Origin of the sequence: Streptomyces longhuiensis (genome assembly GCF_020616555.1) — a bacterium.
Lineage (GTDB): Bacteria > Actinomycetota > Actinomycetes > Streptomycetales > Streptomycetaceae > Streptomyces > Streptomyces longhuiensis.
In genome coordinates this window covers 3,541,198-3,557,210 of sequence record NZ_CP085173.1, presented here as the reverse complement: position 1 = coordinate 3,557,210, position 16,013 = coordinate 3,541,198, and the positions used below count along the sequence as shown (strand labels likewise).

Sequence of the window (16,013 nt, the reverse complement as noted above, 5' to 3'; positions counted from 1 at the left end):
AAGCCGCGTTACGCGGGCTTGGCCTTGAGCACGTTGATCCCGGGATAGGGCTGCGCCTGCACACCGGTGATCTTCTTCGGGTCCCAGGCCGTCATCAGCTCGTTGTGCACGACCGGGTAGAGCACGGCCTGCTCGGCGACGATGTCGATGTACTCCTGGATCATCGTCTTCTTCTTCGCCGGGTCCGGCTCGCGCGTGGCCTGGTCCATCAGCTTGAAGAGGTGCTTGGCGTCGGAGCTGCCCGCCCAGCGCGCGTAGCCCATCCACAGGTTCGAGGGGCCGTAGTTGTAATGCATGATCAGGTCGGCGTCGAGCCCGAACTGGTTGGGGTTCGAGGCGGCCGCCACGACCTGGTAGTCCTTCTTCTGGTCCATCTTCGTGAAGACGGCCGTGGTCTCCTGCGGGTCGAGCGTGGTCTTCACGCCGATCGCGTCCCACGACGCCTTGATCGTCGGCAGACAGTCCATGATCCATGAGACGTTGACGGACATCAGGGAGACCGAGAGCCCGCTGACCCCGGCGTCCTTGAGGAGCTTCTTCGCCTTCTCGGGGTCGTAGTCGTACACCGTCTTCGCCGGCCGGTGGTCGGGGTTGCCCTCGTTCAGGAACGAACTCGCGCCCTTCCCGTGCCCCTTGAGCGCCACCTCGATCATCTTCTGCTTGTCGATGGCGTAGTGCAGGGCCTGACGTACCCGCACGTCGTCGAACGGCTTGTGCGCGGTGTTGAACATCAGGAAGAGGTTGTTCATCCCGGCCCCGCCCTCGACGGTGAGGCCGCCCTTCTTCAGCTGCGTGATGTTGGCGTACGGGATGTTGTCCGCGATCTGCGCGTCCGCGCTGCCACCGGAGATCTTCGCGACGCGGGGCGCCGCGTCGACGATGGTCAGCCAGTTCATCTTCTTGAACGACGCCTTGCGCGGCCCGTTGTAGTCCGCGAACGCCTCGAAGGTGGTGTTCGTCTTCGGCTGGTGCGAGGTCTGCCGGTACGGGCCCGAGCCCACCGCCTTGCCCTTGGTCGCGTCGTCCCAGGCGCCCGGCTTCGAGAACACGTGCTTCGGCATGATCTTGGCGAGGGTCAGCCGCGCGGCCCCGTCCGGGAACGGGAACTTGAGGACCAGCTCGACGGAGTCGTCACCCGTCTTCCTGACCTCCTTGAGCCAGCTCTCGAAGAAGCCCTTGGCGAGCGACTGCGTGCCCGGGTCGAGGATCCGGTCGAAGACGAACACCACGTCGTCCGCCGTGACGGGCTTCCCGTCGTGCCACTTGGCGCCCTCGCGCAGGGTGAACTTCCAGGAGGTGGTGGCCAGTTCGGCGTCCGTCGGCACCTTCGTGGCGAGCGCCGCGTACGGCTCGCGCGTGATCGGGTCGGTGTCGAGGAGACCCTCGTAGATGTGCTGGTTGCCGGCCATGGCGAAGGCCGACGCGGTCTGCGTCGGGTCCCAGCTTCCGTCGTTGCCGTACCCGATGACGGCGGTCAGCGAGGATCCGCCGCCTTTGCCGCCGCCCGTGTCGTTGGTGGACTTGGGCCCGGACGAACAGGCCGACAGGGAGGTGGAGATGGCAGCGGCCGCGCCGAGGGCGCCGGTGTACTTGAGGAAGGATCGGCGGCCGGTCGGCTCGTGGTCGCTCATGGTGCCTCCAGAGAGGGAGATGCGCGGGAGATCCAACGTCCTACGTCTTGGTAGCGACGTGACCATAGGAGCGCCACGAGAGCCGGTCAAGAGATCGCGCAGAGAAGCCCGGAGAGCTCCGGGTGCCGGGCGGGAAAGAGTTTGGTCCTGACGTGGGACGTGGGACGTCTGCTGCGCCTACGATGCGGCGCATGTCTGAGGAGCCCAGGAACCCGGCGATACGGCACCGCCGTGTCAGCCAGCAGGTACAGCGCGCGGTCACACAGCTCATCCTGGACAGAGGGCTGCGACCCGGCGAACTGCTGCCCACCGAGGCCGAGTTGATGGAGTCGCTCGGCGTCAGCAGAAACTCCGTACGCGAGTCCCTCAAGGCCCTCCAGGCACTCGACATCGTCGAGATCAGACACGGCTACGGCACCTACGTCGGCCAGGCCTCCCTCACCCCGCTCGCCGACGGCCTCACCTTCCGCACCCTGCTGCGGCCCGCCTCCGACGCGCACGCCCTCGCCGAGATCCTCCAGGTCCGCGAGATCCTCGAGGAAGGCCTGATCCGCAGGGTCGCCGCGGCCCCGCTCCCGGCGGAGATCCTCGACCGCCTCGACGACATCGTCCGGAAGATGGCCGCCGCGGGCCAGGCCGACGAACCCTTCGCCGACCTCGACAGGGACTTCCACGAAACCCTCTACCGCTCGCTGGGCAACGAGCTGATCCCGCAGCTGCTCGGCGCGTTCTGGCACGTCTTCGACCGCGTCGCCGGCGCGCGCTCCTGGTCCAGCGACCCCGACCCCGACGTCACCGTCAGCCGCCACCGCGACATCGTCACCGCCCTGCGCGCCCAGGACGCGGCAGGCGCGCAGCGGGCCATGGCGCATCACTTCCGGGGCATCGAGGCACGCGCGGAACAGGAGACGAGAGGCGTCGAGTGAGCGCGCTGGATTTCTGTGGAGCTATGCGCGCACATTCCCCCCGATTCAAACAGCATCGAGCATCCCCGTTCCGAATGGTGTGTTCGAATTAGCCCGCGCCGCATAGATCCCAGAGGTCGTTCTCACTCTAATTGGCACGCGTACCCGCCGGTGCGGTAAGGGTGAAATTCGACGGCGGCGGGGAGCCACCTGACGTGGGCGGAACGGCGGTCCGGGCACGCGGTCCCAGGCGCGGGAAGAGCTGGGTGAATACCCGCAGCGGAGTTCGGGAATTGCTTCTCGCGTCACACCGCCGACGATTCAGCGCCACGTCCCGTGTCCGCTCGTGGAAGGGGGCCGTTGTTTCGGTGACGCCGCCGCCCGCCGGGAAACGCACGGAACGTATGGACAGGAGCCAACGCCGATGAAGCCGCCAATCGGTTCTTACGCCGTCGACATCAGCACCGGACAGGTGGGCCGGGTCATGGGGCACGAGGGTCCTTACGTTCAGCTCCGTCCCTTCGGGGGCGGCCGCGAATGGGACTGCGCACCGGACACGGTGCGGGTGGCGACGACGTCCGAGCGGCTGCGGGCGGCAACCGCCTACGCGAACGCCAGGAGCCGCGGCGAGGTCCCCTGACCCCACCCCTTCACAGGTCCCCCGACTTCACCCCTGCGGCGTAGGCGAGAATGGGCCCATGAGCCTGTTCCGCGACGACGGCATCGTGCTGCGCACCCAGAAGCTGGGTGAAGCGGACCGCATCATGCTGTTCCCTTCCGGGGAGCGCCCCCCGTACCCCTGGCCGGAACCCCGCGGGGGCGCGCGATGAGTCTCTTCCGCGACGACGGCATCGTGCTGCGCACCCAGAAGCTGGGCGAGGCGGACCGCATCATCACGCTGCTCACCCGCAACCACGGGCGCGTACGCGCCGTGGCCCGTGGTGTGCGGCGCACCAAATCCAAGTTCGGCGCCCGGCTCGAACCGTTCTCGCACGTCGACGTGCAGTTCTTCGCGCGGGGCAGCGAGCTGATCGGGCGCGGGCTGCCCCTGTGCACCCAGAGCGAGACCATCGCCCCCTACGGCGGCGGCATCGTCAGCGACTACGCCCGCTACACCGCCGGCACCGCCATGCTGGAGACCGCCGAGCGCTTCACCGACCACGAGGGCGAGCCGGCCGTCCAGCAGTACCTGCTCCTGGTGGGCGGACTGCGGACCCTCTCCAGAGGCGAGCACGAACCCCACCTCGTCCTCGACGCCTTCCTGCTGCGCTCCCTCGCCGTGAACGGCTACGCCCCGAGTTTCGGCGACTGCGCCAAGTGCGGCCTCCCGGGCCCCAACCGCTTCTTCTCCGTCGGCGCGGGCGGCTCGGTTTGCGTCGACTGCCGGGTACCGGGCAGCGTCGTACCCTCACCGCAGGCCCTCGTCCTCCTCGGCGCGCTGCTGACCGGCGACTGGGAGACGGCGGACGCGTGCGAGGCACGCTTCGTGAGAGAGGGCAGCGGACTGGTGTCGGCGTATCTGCACTGGCACCTGGAGCGCGGACTGCGCTCCCTGCGTTACGTAGAGAAAAGCTAGAACTGAGCTAGGGGAGAGCCCACATGGCACGTCGCGGAATCCTCGGACGGTCCCGCCGTGAGTACAAGACGCCCGAACCGCACCCGACGGGCGCGCGGCCGCCGAAGATCCCCGGCGAGCTGGTGCCGGAGCACGTCGCCATCGTGATGGACGGCAACGGCCGGTGGGCGAAGGAGCGCGGGCTGCCGCGCACGGAGGGCCACAAGGTCGGCGCCGAGCGGGTCATGGACGTCCTCCAGGGCGCCATCGAGATGGGCGTCGGCGCGATCTCGCTCTACGCCTTCTCCACGGAGAACTGGAAGCGCTCGCCCGACGAGGTCCGCTTCCTCATGAACTTCAACCGCGACTTCATCCGCAAGACCCGCGACCAGCTCGACGAGCTGGGCGTACGGGTGCGCTGGGTGGGCCGCATGCCCAAGCTGTGGAAGTCGGTCGCCCAGGAGCTGGAGATCTCCCAGGAGCAGACCAAGGGCAACGACAAGCTGACCCTGTACTTCTGCATGAACTACGGCGGCCGCGCCGAGATCGCGGACGCCGCGCAGGCCATCGCCGAGGACGTGAAGGCGGGCCGCCTCGACCCGTCGAAGGTCAGCGAGAAGACCTTCGCGAAGTACCTCTACTACCCGGACATGCCGGACGTCGACCTGTTCCTGCGCCCCAGCGGCGAGCAGCGCACCTCCAACTACCTGCTGTGGCAGAGCGCTTACGCCGAGATGGTCTTCCAGGACGTCCTGTGGCCCGACTTCGACCGCCGTGACCTGTGGCGCGCCTGCCTCGAGTACGCCTCCCGGGACCGCCGCTTCGGCGGAGCCATCCCGAACGAGGAACAGATCGCCAACAGCTGATCGGACGACTGTGGGGGGTACTCGGAAGTACCCCCCACAGCACACGCGAGAAACGGCGCTCAGCTCTCCGCGGCGGCGCCCGCGCACTCCGCGCACGTACCGAAGATCTCCACCGTGTGCGCCACGTTCACATACCCGTGCTCCGTGGCGATCGCCTCGGCCCACTTCTCCACGGCCGGGCCCTCGACCTCGACCGCCTTGCCGCACACCCGGCACACGAGGTGATGGTGGTGCTCGCCGCTGGAGCAGCGCCGGTAGACGGCCTCGCCGTCCGACGTGCGCAGGACATCGACCTCGCCCGCGTCGGCGAGGGACTGCAGGGTGCGGTAGACGGTCGTCAGACCCACCGAGTCACCCTTGTGCTTGAGGACGTCGTGGAGCTCCTGGGCACTGCGGAACTCGTCCACCTCGTCGAGCGCCGCCGCCACGGCCGCACGCTGGCGGGTCGACCTGCCTCGAACCGGGGCTCCCACTGTTGCCTCCTCGGATTTACTGCCGGCGGCCCATTGTGCCAGGCCGCACGGTGCCCGGGTCAGACCTCGGCCCCGGCCTGACCGGGGATCCGGCCTGGAATAGCGCACTCCGCCGGGTCACCGGCCGCGCTCGCCGCCGCCCGCGCCCTGCGCCTGGCCAGCGGCGTGGCGATCAGGCTGAAGACGATGAACGCCGCGATGGTCAGCAGCACGATCGTCGCGCCGGGCGGGATCTCGACGTAGTAATTGGTGATCGTGCCGCCCAGCGTCGTGGTGACGCCGATGGCGACGGCGATCGCGAACGTCGCCGCGAAGCTCCGCGTGAGCTGCTGCGCGGCCGCCACCGGGACCACCATCAGCGCGGACACCAGGAGCAGACCCACGACGCGCATCGCGACGGTGACGGTCGCCGCCGCGGTCACCGCGACGAGCAGGTTCAGGACGCGCACCGGCAGACCGGTGACCCGGGCGAACTCCTCGTCCTGGCTGACCGCGAACAGCTGCCGGCGCAGACCGATCGTGACCACGGCGACGAATCCGGCGAGGACACAGATCGACACGAGGTCGCTCTGCGAGACGGTCGACAGCGAGCCGAAGAGATAACTCTGCAGGTTCGCCGTGGAACCGCCGGGGGCGAGGTTGATCAGCATCACGCCGCCCGCCATACCCCCGTAGAAGAGCATCGCGAGCGCGATGTCGCCGCGCGTCTTCCCGTACCAGCGGATCAGCTCCATGATCACCACGCCGACCACGGAGACGGCCATCGCCATCCACACGGGCGACGTAGACAGCAGGAAGCCGAGGCCGACGCCCGTCATCGCGACATGGCCGATGCCGTCACCCATCAGGGCCTGCCGGCGCTGGACGAGATAGATGCCGATCGCCGGGGCGGTGATGCCCACCAGGACCGCGGCGAGCAGGGCCCGCTGCATGAAGGCGGAGTCGAGGAATTCCATGTCAGCTCAGCAGTCCTGTGCGTACGGGGGTGAGATCCGAGGTGTGCGGGTGGACGTGGTCGTGGCCCGGCAGCGCGTGCTGACCGACCGCCTCCGGCGGAGGCCCGTCGTGCAGGACGCAGCCGTCACGCAGCACGACCGCACGGTCGATCAGCGGCTCCAGCGGACCCAGCTCGTGCAGGACGAGCAGCACGGACGCGCCGGCCTCGACCTGCGCCCGCAGCGTCTTCGCGAGGATCTCCTGGCTCGCCAGGTCGACGCCCGCCATCGGCTCGTCCATGATCAGCAGCTCGGGTTCGGAGGCCAGGGCGCGCGCGATGAGGACGCGCTGGTGCTGGCCGCCGGAGAGCGCGTCCACCGAGTCCTTGGCACGGTCGGCCATCCCGACCAGCTCCAGCGCCCGGCGCACCGCCTCACGGTCCGCCTTGCGCAGCAGCCCGAACCGCGCCCGCGACAGCCGCCCCGAGGACACGACCTCGGTGACCGTGGCCGGCACCCCGCCCGCGGCGGTCGTCCGCTGCGGCACGTAACCGACCCGCGCCCAGTCCCGGAACCGCCGACGCGGCGTACCGAAGATCTCGACCTCGCCGCCGCTGACGGGCACCTGGCCGATCACGGTGCGCACGGCCGTCGACTTGCCCGAACCGTTGGCGCCGAGCAGGGCCACGACCTCACCGCGGCGCACGGTCAGGTCGATGCCGCGCAGCACGGGACGCGAGCCGAGCTCGGCCGTCACGCTGCGCAGGGCTATGACGGGCTCGCCGGCCTTCACCGATGCGTCCATGCCGCTGTCCTCCGTGGTCACTTGGCGCCGAGCGCCGTCTGCAGGGCCTTCAGGTTCGACTCCATGACCTGGATGTAGTCGTCGCCCTCGGACTTGTCGGTGATGCCCTCGAGCGGGTCGAGCACATCGGTCTTGAGGCCCGCGTCGCCCGCGAGAGTCTTCGCGGTCCTGTCGCTGACGAGGGTCTCGTAGAAGACCGTGGTCACCCCGTCGGCCTTCGCCATGTTCTGGAGGTCCTTCACGCGCGCCGCGCTGGGCTCGCTCTCCGGGTCGAGACCACTGATGGCCTCCTCGGTGAGCCCGTACCGCTCGGCGAGATAGCCGAAGGCCGCGTGGGTCGTGATGAACACCTTCGAATCGGTGTTCTTCAGCCCGTCCTCGAACCGCGTGTTCAGCCCGTCGAGCTTGCCGACCAGAGCCGCGGTGTTCTTCTTGTACGCCGCCGCGTGATCCGGGTCGGCCTTCTCGAAGGCCTTGCCCACCCCCTCGGCGACCTCGGCGTACTTCACCGGGTCCAGCCAGATGTGCGGATCCCGGCCGCCCTCGCCGCCGTGCTCGTGGTCGTGCTCCTCGGCGTGCCCGCCGACCTCGGTGCCGTGCTTCTCCAGATGCGTCAGGGAGGCGGCATCGACCTTGGTCTTGATCCCGGACTGCTGTATCGCGTCGTCGACGGCCGGCTGGAGGCCCTTGAGATAGAGGGCGACACCCGCTTCCTGCAGCTGCGCGGTCTGCTTCGCGCTGAGCTCCAGGTCGTGCGGCTCCTGGCCGGGCTTGGTCAGATTGGTGACGGCGACGTGGTCCCCGCCGATCTGCTCCGCGAGGTACTGCATCGGATAGAACGACGCCACCACCGCGAGCTTGCCGTCGCTGTTCCTGCCGTCACCCGAGGAGGCGGAGCAGGCCGACAGGGCCGTGATGCCGAGCACGGTGACGGAGGCGACCGCGGCGGTGGGTATGAGGCGTCGTACGTTCATGACACTCATTTTCAACAAATCTGGAAACGATTGTCAACAAGCTGTCGCCGCGATCACACCGAAACGGGCATCCCACCCCAGCCCGGGCTCCGGACCCCCAACCGATTTGATCCGGAGCCCTACGCCGCCGGTAACCTGAAGCATTCGCATTCGCTCTGAAGCAGCAGCTTCGTCGTCGTCGTAATGAAGAGAGCACCGTGGCCGCCGACAAGATCGACACCATCGTCAGCCTCAGCAAGCGCCGTGGCTTCGTCTACCCGTGCAGCGAGATCTACGGCGGCCAGCGCGCCGCCTGGGACTACGGGCCGCTGGGCGTCGAACTGAAGGAAAACCTCAAGCGCCAGTGGTGGCGCTACATGGTCACCTCGCGCGAGGACGTCGTCGGTATCGACTCGTCCGTGATCCTGGCGACCGAGGTCTGGCAGGCCTCCGGTCACGTCGCCACGTTCACCGACCCGCTCACCGAGTGCACCTCCTGCCACAAGCGGTACCGCGCGGACCACCTGGAGGAGGCGTACGAGGCCAAGCACGGCAAGCTGCCGGAGAACGGCCTCACCGACCTCAACTGCCCCAACTGTGGCAACAAGGGCACCTTCACCGAGCCCAAGCAGTTCTCGGGCCTGCTCTCCACGCACCTCGGCCCCACCCAGGACAGCGGCTCCATCGCCTACCTGCGCCCCGAGACCGCCCAGGGCATCTTCACCAACTTCGCCAGCGTCCAGCAGACCTCGCGCCGCAAGCCGCCGTTCGGCATCGCCCAGATGGGCAAGAGCTTCCGCAACGAGATCACGCCCGGCAACTTCATCTTCCGCACCCGCGAGTTCGAGCAGATGGAGATGGAATTCTTCGTCAAGCCGGGCGAGGACGAGAAGTGGCAGGAGTACTGGATGGAGCAGCGCTGGAACTGGTACACCGGCCTCGGCATGCGCGAGGAGAACATGCGCTGGTTCGAGCACCCGGCGGAGAAGCTCTCCCACTACTCCAAGCGCACCGCTGACATCGAGTACCGCTTCCGCTTCGGCGGAAACGAGTGGGGCGAGCTCGAGGGCGTCGCCAACCGCACGGACTACGACCTCTCCGCGCACTCCAAGGCCTCCGGCCAGGACCTCTCCTACTTCGACCAGGAAGCCGGCGAGCGCTACACCCCGTACGTCATCGAGCCCGCCGCCGGTGTCGGCCGCTCCATGCTCGCCTTCATGCTCGACGCCTACGTCGAGGACGAGGCGCCCAACGCCAAGGGCAAGATGGAGAAGCGCACCGTCATGCGCTTCGACCACCGCCTCGCCCCGGTCAAGGTCGCGGTCCTGCCCCTGTCCCGCAACCCGGAGCTGTCCCCGAAGGCCAAGGGACTCGCCACCGCGCTGCGCCAGAACTGGAACATCGACTTCGACGACGCGGGCGCCATCGGCCGCCGCTACCGCCGCCAGGACGAGATCGGTACGCCGTACTGCGTCACCGTCGACTTCGACACCCTCGACGACAACGCCGTCACGGTTCGCGAGCGCGACACCATGAAGCAGGAGCGTGTCTCCCTGGACCAGATCGAGGGCTACCTGGCGACGCGCCTCGTCGGCTGCTGATCACCCCTCGGGGAACCAGGCACCACAGAAGCGGCCCAGGAGCGTGCACATCGCGCTCCTGGGCCGCTTCCGTCGTTCCCGGGCGGCCGAGGACGCCGGCGAGACGCACAACGCACCACGGAAACCCCCCTGTTGATATTGCTCTTGCTGCACACTCCTTGCGGAACGCGCGCCCACAGGGGCCGCGGAGGAGGCGTCATGCTGCCGAGCACCACCACGAGCAAGGTCAGTCGCTGGGACCAGCACGGCCGGGAGCACACGGTCCGGGTACAGCGCTCGGGCCCGCGCCGCACCATCAGATGCGACACCTGCGGCTGGCGAAAACCCGCCCAGTTCCTGCCCTGGCTCAAGGCCGAGGAGCACCTCGCCCAGGAGCACCAGGCGACGGTGGACCCGTCGGCCCAGGGGCCCCAGTAAGGCCGAATTGACACGGGGCCCGGAGATCTCTAGAGTCCTCCGAGTTGTCACCCGGCCAACCGGCCCCGCGACAGCACCTCCGCCGCTCAAGCGGCACCCAAACAAGCAGCACGATCTCCTACCGGGAGTGAATTCGGCACGCCCGAATTCAATTCGCGGTGGACTCGCCGGCCCGATTAGGCGCCGCCGGGGGAATCCGCTAAAGTTTGGGACGTCGGAACGGCCCAACAGCCGCGAAGACAAACCCGCTGACTGGGAATCAGGCCCGAAAGGATCTGATAGAGTCGGAACCGCCGGAAAGGGAAACGCGAAAAGCCGAAAGGCCGGAGCGGAAACCTGAAAGGCACCGAGGAAATCAGACACGAAAGCGTCTGATAGAGTCGGAAACGCAAGACCGAAGGGAAACTGCCCGGAGGAAAGCCTGAGAGAGTATCTCGGGTGAGTACAAAGGAAGCGTCCGTTCCTTGAGAACTCAACAGCGTGCCAAAAGTCAACGCCAGATTGACAACCCCGGCCCACTTTGTGGGTTGGAGGTTCCTTTGAAGAAGTCCTCACTCCCACACCGGGGTGAGGCGCACTAGCGAGGACGCAGTGAATCGTGGGGATTATTCCTCCCGACGGTTCCGCTCTCGTGGTGTTCACCGGGATATCCCGGAAACATTCACGGAGAGTTTGATCCTGGCTCAGGACGAACGCTGGCGGCGTGCTTAACACATGCAAGTCGAACGATGAAGCCCTTCGGGGTGGATTAGTGGCGAACGGGTGAGTAACACGTGGGCAATCTGCCCTGCACTCTGGGACAAGCCCTGGAAACGGGGTCTAATACCGGATAACACCCCCTCTCGCATGGGAGGGGGTTGAAAGCTCCGGCGGTGCAGGATGAGCCCGCGGCCTATCAGCTTGTTGGTGAGGTAGAAGCTCACCAAGGCGACGACGGGTAGCCGGCCTGAGAGGGCGACCGGCCACACTGGGACTGAGACACGGCCCAGACTCCTACGGGAGGCAGCAGTGGGGAATATTGCACAATGGGCGAAAGCCTGATGCAGCGACGCCGCGTGAGGGATGACGGCCTTCGGGTTGTAAACCTCTTTCAGCAGGGAAGAAGCGAAAGTGACGGTACCTGCAGAAGAAGCGCCGGCTAACTACGTGCCAGCAGCCGCGGTAATACGTAGGGCGCAAGCGTTGTCCGGAATTATTGGGCGTAAAGAGCTCGTAGGCGGCTTGTCACGTCGGTTGTGAAAGCCCGGGGCTTAACCCCGGGTCTGCAGTCGATACGGGCAGGCTAGAGTGTGGTAGGGGAGATCGGAATTCCTGGTGTAGCGGTGAAATGCGCAGATATCAGGAGGAACACCGGTGGCGAAGGCGGATCTCTGGGCCATTACTGACGCTGAGGAGCGAAAGCGTGGGGAGCGAACAGGATTAGATACCCTGGTAGTCCACGCCGTAAACGGTGGGAACTAGGTGTTGGCGACATTCCACGTCGTCGGTGCCGCAGCTAACGCATTAAGTTCCCCGCCTGGGGAGTACGGCCGCAAGGCTAAAACTCAAAGGAATTGACGGGGGCCCGCACAAGCAGCGGAGCATGTGGCTTAATTCGACGCAACGCGAAGAACCTTACCAAGGCTTGACATATACCGGAAAGCATCAGAGATGGTGCCCCCCTTGTGGTCGGTATACAGGTGGTGCATGGCTGTCGTCAGCTCGTGTCGTGAGATGTTGGGTTAAGTCCCGCAACGAGCGCAACCCTTGTTCTGTGTTGCCAGCATGCCCTTCGGGGTGATGGGGACTCACAGGAGACTGCCGGGGTCAACTCGGAGGAAGGTGGGGACGACGTCAAGTCATCATGCCCCTTATGTCTTGGGCTGCACACGTGCTACAATGGCAGGTACAATGAGCTGCGATGCCGCGAGGCGGAGCGAATCTCAAAAAGCCTGTCTCAGTTCGGATTGGGGTCTGCAACTCGACCCCATGAAGTCGGAGTTGCTAGTAATCGCAGATCAGCATTGCTGCGGTGAATACGTTCCCGGGCCTTGTACACACCGCCCGTCACGTCACGAAAGTCGGTAACACCCGAAGCCGGTGGCCCAACCCCCTTGTGGGGAGGGAGCTGTCGAAGGTGGGACTGGCGATTGGGACGAAGTCGTAACAAGGTAGCCGTACCGGAAGGTGCGGCTGGATCACCTCCTTTCTAAGGAGCACTTTGGCTGCCAGGTTTCACCTGGTGGTCCAAGAGCCATTTCGTCGGCAAATGTCCGACGGTGGTTGCTCAAGGGTGGAACGTTGACTATTCGACCGGGTTCTCGGGTCGGAGGCTGTGAGTACTGCTCTTCGGAGCGTGGAAAGCATGATCTCCGGGCGGAAGCGGGTCGGGCACGCTGTTGGGTGTCTGAAGGTACGGCCGATTGGTCGCCTTCAGTGCCGACCCCAGTGCACTCGAATCTGCTGGTTCGGGGTGATGGGTGGTTGGTCGTTGTTTGAGAACTGCACAGTGGACGCGAGCATCTGTGGCCAAGTTTTTAAGGGCGCACGGTGGATGCCTTGGCACCAGGAACCGATGAAGGACGTGGGAGGCCACGATAGTCCCCGGGGAGCCGTCAACCAGGCTTTGATCCGGGGGTTTCCGAATGGGGAAACCCGGCAGTCGTCATGGGCTGTCACCCATACCTGAACACATAGGGTATGTGGAGGGAACGCGGGGAAGTGAAACATCTCAGTACCCGCAGGAAGAGAAAACAACCGTGATTCCGGGAGTAGTGGCGAGCGAAACTGGATGAGGCCAAACCATATGCGTGTGATACCCGGCAGGGGTTGCGCATGTGGGGTTGTGGGATCTCTCTTTCACAGTCTGCCGGCTGTGAGACGAGTCAGAAACCGTTGATGTAGGCGAAGGACATGCGAAAGGTCCGGCGTAGAGGGTAAGACCCCCGTAGTCGAAACATCAGCGGCTCGTTTGAGAGACACCCAAGTAGCACGGGGCCCGAGAAATCCCGTGTGAATCTGGCGGGACCACCCGCTAAGCCTAAATATTCCCTGGTGACCGATAGCGGATAGTACCGTGAGGGAATGGTGAAAAGTACCGCGGGAGCGGAGTGAAATAGTACCTGAAACCGTGTGCCTACAAGCCGTGGGAGCGTCGCGCAAGGAACTTGTTCCTTGCGTCGTGACTGCGTGCCTTTTGAAGAATGAGCCTGCGAGTTTGCGGTGCGTTGCGAGGTTAACCCGTGTGGGGAAGCCGTAGCGAAAGCGAGTCCGAATAGGGCGATTCAGTAGCGCGCTCAAGACCCGAAGCGGAGTGATCTAGCCATGGGCAGGTTGAAGCGGAGGTAAGACTTCGTGGAGGACCGAACCCACCAGGGTTGAAAACCTGGGGGATGACCTGTGGTTAGGGGTGAAAGGCCAATCAAACTCCGTGATAGCTGGTTCTCCCCGAAATGCATTTAGGTGCAGCGTCGTGTGTTTCTTGCCGGAGGTAGAGCACTGGATAGGCGATGGGCCCTACCGGGTTACTGACCTTAGCCAAACTCCGAATGCCGGTAAGTGAGAGCACGGCAGTGAGACTGTGGGGGATAAGCTCCATGGTCGAGAGGGAAACAGCCCAGAGCATCGACTAAGGCCCCTAAGCGTACGCTAAGTGGGAAAGGATGTGGAGTCGCACAGACAACCAGGAGGTTGGCTTAGAAGCAGCCACCCTTGAAAGAGTGCGTAATAGCTCACTGGTCTAGTGATTCCGCGCCGACAATGTAGCGGGGCTCAAGCGTACCGCCGAAGTCGTGTCATTGCGATATATACCCCCAACGGGGATCGTGATGGGTAGGGGAGCGTCGTGTGCCGGGTGAAGCAGCCGCGGAAGCGAGTTGTGGACGGTTCACGAGTGAGAATGCAGGCATGAGTAGCGATACACACGTGAGAAACGTGTGCGCCGATTGACTAAGGGTTCCTGGGTCAAGCTGATCTGCCCAGGGTAAGTCGGGACCTAAGGCGAGGCCGACAGGCGTAGTCGATGGATAACCGGTTGATATTCCGGTACCCGCTGTGAAGCGTCAAACATTGAATCAGGCGATGCTAAGTCCGTGAAGCCGTTCCGGACCCTTCGGGGAAAGGAAAGTGGTGGAGCCGACGGACCAGACTTGTAGTAGGTGAGTGATGGGGTGACGCAGGAAGGTAGTCCAGCCCGGGCGGTGGTTGTCCCGGGGTAAGGGTGTAGGCCGTGTGATAGGTAAATCCGTCACACATAAGGCTGAGACCTGATGCCGAGCCGATTGTGGTGAAGTGGATGATCCTATGCTGTCGAGAAAAGCCTCTAGCGAGTTTCATGGCGGCCCGTACCCTAAACCGACTCAGGTGGTCAGGTAGAGAATACCGAGGCGTTCGGGTGAACTATGGTTAAGGAACTCGGCAAAATGCCCCCGTAACTTCGGGAGAAGGGGGGCCATCACTGGTGAGAGGACTTGCTCCTCGAGCTGGGGGTGGCCGCAGAGACCAGCGAGAAGCGACTGTTTACTAAAAACACAGGTCCGTGCGAAGCCGTAAGGCGATGTATACGGACTGACGCCTGCCCGGTGCTGGAACGTTAAGGGGACCGGTTAGTGCACTTTCGGGTGTGCGAAGCTGAGAACTTAAGCGCCAGTAAACGGCGGTGGTAACTATAACCATCCTAAGGTAGCGAAATTCCTTGTCGGGTAAGTTCCGACCTGCACGAATGGCGTAACGACTTCTCGACTGTCTCAACCATAGGCCCGGTGAAATTGCACTACGAGTAAAGATGCTCGTTTCGCGCAGCAGGACGGAAAGACCCCGGGACCTTTACTACAGTTTGATATTGGTGTTCGGTTCGGCTTGTGTAGGATAGGTGGGAGACTTTGAACTCTGGACGCCAGTTCAGGGGGAGTCGTCGTTGAAATACCACTCTGGTCGTGCTGGATGTCTAACCTGGGTCCGTGATCCGGATCAGGGACAGTGTCTGATGGGTAGTTTAACTGGGGCGGTTGCCTCCTAAAGAGTAACGGAGGCGCCCAAAGGTTCCCTCAGCCTGGTTGGTAATCAGGTGTTGAGTGTAAGTGCACAAGGGAGCTTGACTGTGAGACCGACGGGTCGAGCAGGGACGAAAGTCGGGACTAGTGATCCGGCGGTGGCTTGTGGAAGCGCCGTCGCTCAACGGATAAAAGGTACCCCGGGGATAACAGGCTGATCTTCCCCAAGAGTCCATATCGACGGGATGGTTTGGCACCTCGATGTCGGCTCGTCGCATCCTGGGGCTGGAGTCGGTCCCAAGGGTTGGGCTGTTCGCCCATTAAAGCGGTACGCGAGCTGGGTTTAGAACGTCGTGAGACAGTTCGGTCCCTATCCGCTGTGCGCGTAGGAATATTGAGAAGGGCTGTCCCTAGTACGAGAGGACCGGGACGGACGAACCTCTGGTGTGCCAGTTGTCCTGCCAAGGGCATGGCTGGTTGGCTACGTTCGGAAAGGATAACCGCTGAAAGCATCTAAGCGGGAAGCCTGCTTCGAGATGAGTATTCCCACCCCCTTGAGGGGTTAAGGCTCCCAGTAGACGACTGGGTTGATAGGCCAGATCTGGAAGCCCGGTAACGGGTGGAGGTGACTGGTACTAATAGGCCGAGGGCTTGTCCTCAGTTGCTCGCGTCCACTGTGTTGGTTCTGAAACCACGAACAACCCCACGTTTGTCACAGAGCGTGGTGCGGTTGACAGTTTCATAGTGTTTCGGTGGTCATAGCGTGAGGGAAACGCCCGGTTACATTCCGAACCCGGAAGCTAAGCCTCACAGCGCCGATGGTACTGCAGGGGGGACCCTGTGGGAGAGTAGGACGCCGCCGAACTATTTTTGTAGAAAACCCCCGTAACGGATGAGAATCC

12 protein-coding genes and 3 rRNA genes are annotated in these 16,013 nt (G+C 64.4%); 10 read left to right on the top strand and 5 right to left on the bottom strand.

Annotated elements, in window-relative coordinates:
• Positions 1–8: 8 nt before the first annotated feature.
• Positions 9–1,631 carry an ABC transporter substrate-binding protein gene (locus LGI35_RS16560; protein WP_227294585.1) on the bottom strand — a complete coding sequence of 541 codons (1,623 nt, stop codon included), beginning with the start codon at positions 1,629–1,631 and terminating at the stop codon, positions 9–11.
• Between the two features lie 182 nt (positions 1,632–1,813).
• Between LGI35_RS16560 and LGI35_RS16555 the strand changes: the two genes are divergently transcribed.
• From LGI35_RS16555 to LGI35_RS16535, 5 genes are all read left to right on the top strand, one after another.
• Positions 1,814–2,557 (top strand): FadR/GntR family transcriptional regulator, encoded by a 744-nt coding sequence (locus LGI35_RS16555; protein WP_227294584.1) that lies wholly within the window; start codon positions 1,814–1,816, stop codon positions 2,555–2,557.
• A gap of 403 nt (positions 2,558–2,960) precedes the next feature.
• On the top strand, positions 2,961–3,176 hold the full coding sequence (locus LGI35_RS16550; RefSeq protein ID WP_100594282.1) for a hypothetical protein: 216 nt from the start codon (positions 2,961–2,963) through the stop codon (positions 3,174–3,176).
• 58 nt (positions 3,177–3,234) lie between these two features.
• Complete coding sequence (locus LGI35_RS16545) at positions 3,235–3,366, top strand: recombination protein O N-terminal domain-containing protein (RefSeq protein WP_227294583.1); 132 nt, start codon at positions 3,235–3,237, stop codon at positions 3,364–3,366.
• Positions 3,363–4,112, top strand: coding sequence for a DNA repair protein RecO (gene recO, locus LGI35_RS16540; RefSeq protein ID WP_116513067.1), 750 nt, complete (start codon positions 3,363–3,365; stop codon positions 4,110–4,112). The genes LGI35_RS16545 and recO overlap by 4 nt, the downstream gene beginning before the upstream one ends.
• A gap of 23 nt (positions 4,113–4,135) precedes the next feature.
• On the top strand, positions 4,136–4,957 hold the full coding sequence (locus LGI35_RS16535; RefSeq protein WP_100594284.1) for an isoprenyl transferase: 822 nt from the start codon (positions 4,136–4,138) through the stop codon (positions 4,955–4,957).
• Between the two features lie 59 nt (positions 4,958–5,016).
• Here the strand turns inward: LGI35_RS16535 and LGI35_RS16530 are convergent, their stop codons facing one another.
• Genes LGI35_RS16530 through LGI35_RS16515 form a run of 4 tightly spaced genes read right to left on the bottom strand, consistent with a single transcriptional unit; the run spans position 5,017 to position 8,144 of the window.
• A complete protein-coding gene (locus LGI35_RS16530) occupies positions 5,017–5,430 on the bottom strand; it encodes a Fur family transcriptional regulator (protein ID WP_227294582.1) in 414 nt (137 codons plus the stop codon).
• Positions 5,431–5,489: 59 nt separating this feature from the next.
• Positions 5,490–6,386, bottom strand: a complete 897-nt coding sequence (locus tag LGI35_RS16525) for a metal ABC transporter permease (protein ID WP_227294581.1) — start codon at positions 6,384–6,386, stop codon at positions 5,490–5,492.
• Between the two features lies 1 nt (position 6,387).
• On the bottom strand, positions 6,388–7,170 hold the full coding sequence (locus LGI35_RS16520; RefSeq protein WP_227294580.1) for a metal ABC transporter ATP-binding protein: 783 nt from the start codon (positions 7,168–7,170) through the stop codon (positions 6,388–6,390).
• Between the two features lie 17 nt (positions 7,171–7,187).
• On the bottom strand, positions 7,188–8,144 hold the full coding sequence (locus tag LGI35_RS16515) for a metal ABC transporter substrate-binding protein (protein ID WP_227294579.1): 957 nt from the start codon (positions 8,142–8,144) through the stop codon (positions 7,188–7,190).
• A gap of 197 nt (positions 8,145–8,341) precedes the next feature.
• Between LGI35_RS16515 and LGI35_RS16510 the strand changes: the two genes are divergently transcribed.
• From LGI35_RS16510 to rrf, 5 genes are all read left to right on the top strand, one after another.
• Entirely contained in the window at positions 8,342–9,724 is a 1,383-nt protein-coding gene (locus LGI35_RS16510; RefSeq protein WP_100594288.1) for a glycine--tRNA ligase, read from the top strand.
• Positions 9,725–9,922: 198 nt separating this feature from the next.
• Entirely contained in the window at positions 9,923–10,141 is a 219-nt protein-coding gene (locus LGI35_RS16505; RefSeq protein ID WP_227294578.1) for a hypothetical protein, read from the top strand.
• Between the two features lie 660 nt (positions 10,142–10,801).
• Positions 10,802–12,329: ribosomal RNA gene (locus LGI35_RS16500) — 16S ribosomal RNA — on the top strand.
• 318 nt (positions 12,330–12,647) lie between these two features.
• Positions 12,648–15,770, top strand: a 23S ribosomal RNA gene (locus LGI35_RS16495).
• 89 nt (positions 15,771–15,859) lie between these two features.
• Positions 15,860–15,976, top strand: a 5S ribosomal RNA gene (gene rrf / locus LGI35_RS16490).
• Together the 16S, 23S and 5S rRNA genes form the textbook arrangement of a ribosomal RNA operon.
• Positions 15,977–16,013: the final 37 nt, after the last annotated feature.

Bases quoted from the DNA above. Each gene is read 5' to 3' on its own strand.
- LGI35_RS16560 (WP_227294585.1), bottom strand. From the start codon at position 1,631: ATGAGCGACCACGAGCCGACCGGCCGCCGATCCTTCCTCAAGTACACC.
- LGI35_RS16555 (WP_227294584.1), top strand. From the start codon at position 1,814: ATGCGGCGCATGTCTGAGGAGCCCAGGAACCCGGCGATACGGCACCGC.
- LGI35_RS16550 (WP_100594282.1), top strand. From the start codon at position 2,961: ATGAAGCCGCCAATCGGTTCTTACGCCGTCGACATCAGCACCGGACAG.
- LGI35_RS16545 (WP_227294583.1), top strand. From the start codon at position 3,235: ATGAGCCTGTTCCGCGACGACGGCATCGTGCTGCGCACCCAGAAGCTG.
- recO (WP_116513067.1), top strand. From the start codon at position 3,363: ATGAGTCTCTTCCGCGACGACGGCATCGTGCTGCGCACCCAGAAGCTG.
- LGI35_RS16535 (WP_100594284.1), top strand. From the start codon at position 4,136: ATGGCACGTCGCGGAATCCTCGGACGGTCCCGCCGTGAGTACAAGACG.
- LGI35_RS16525 (WP_227294581.1), bottom strand. From the start codon at position 6,386: ATGGAATTCCTCGACTCCGCCTTCATGCAGCGGGCCCTGCTCGCCGCG.
- LGI35_RS16520 (WP_227294580.1), bottom strand. From the start codon at position 7,170: ATGGACGCATCGGTGAAGGCCGGCGAGCCCGTCATAGCCCTGCGCAGC.
- LGI35_RS16515 (WP_227294579.1), bottom strand. From the start codon at position 8,144: ATGAACGTACGACGCCTCATACCCACCGCCGCGGTCGCCTCCGTCACC.
- LGI35_RS16505 (WP_227294578.1), top strand. From the start codon at position 9,923: ATGCTGCCGAGCACCACCACGAGCAAGGTCAGTCGCTGGGACCAGCAC.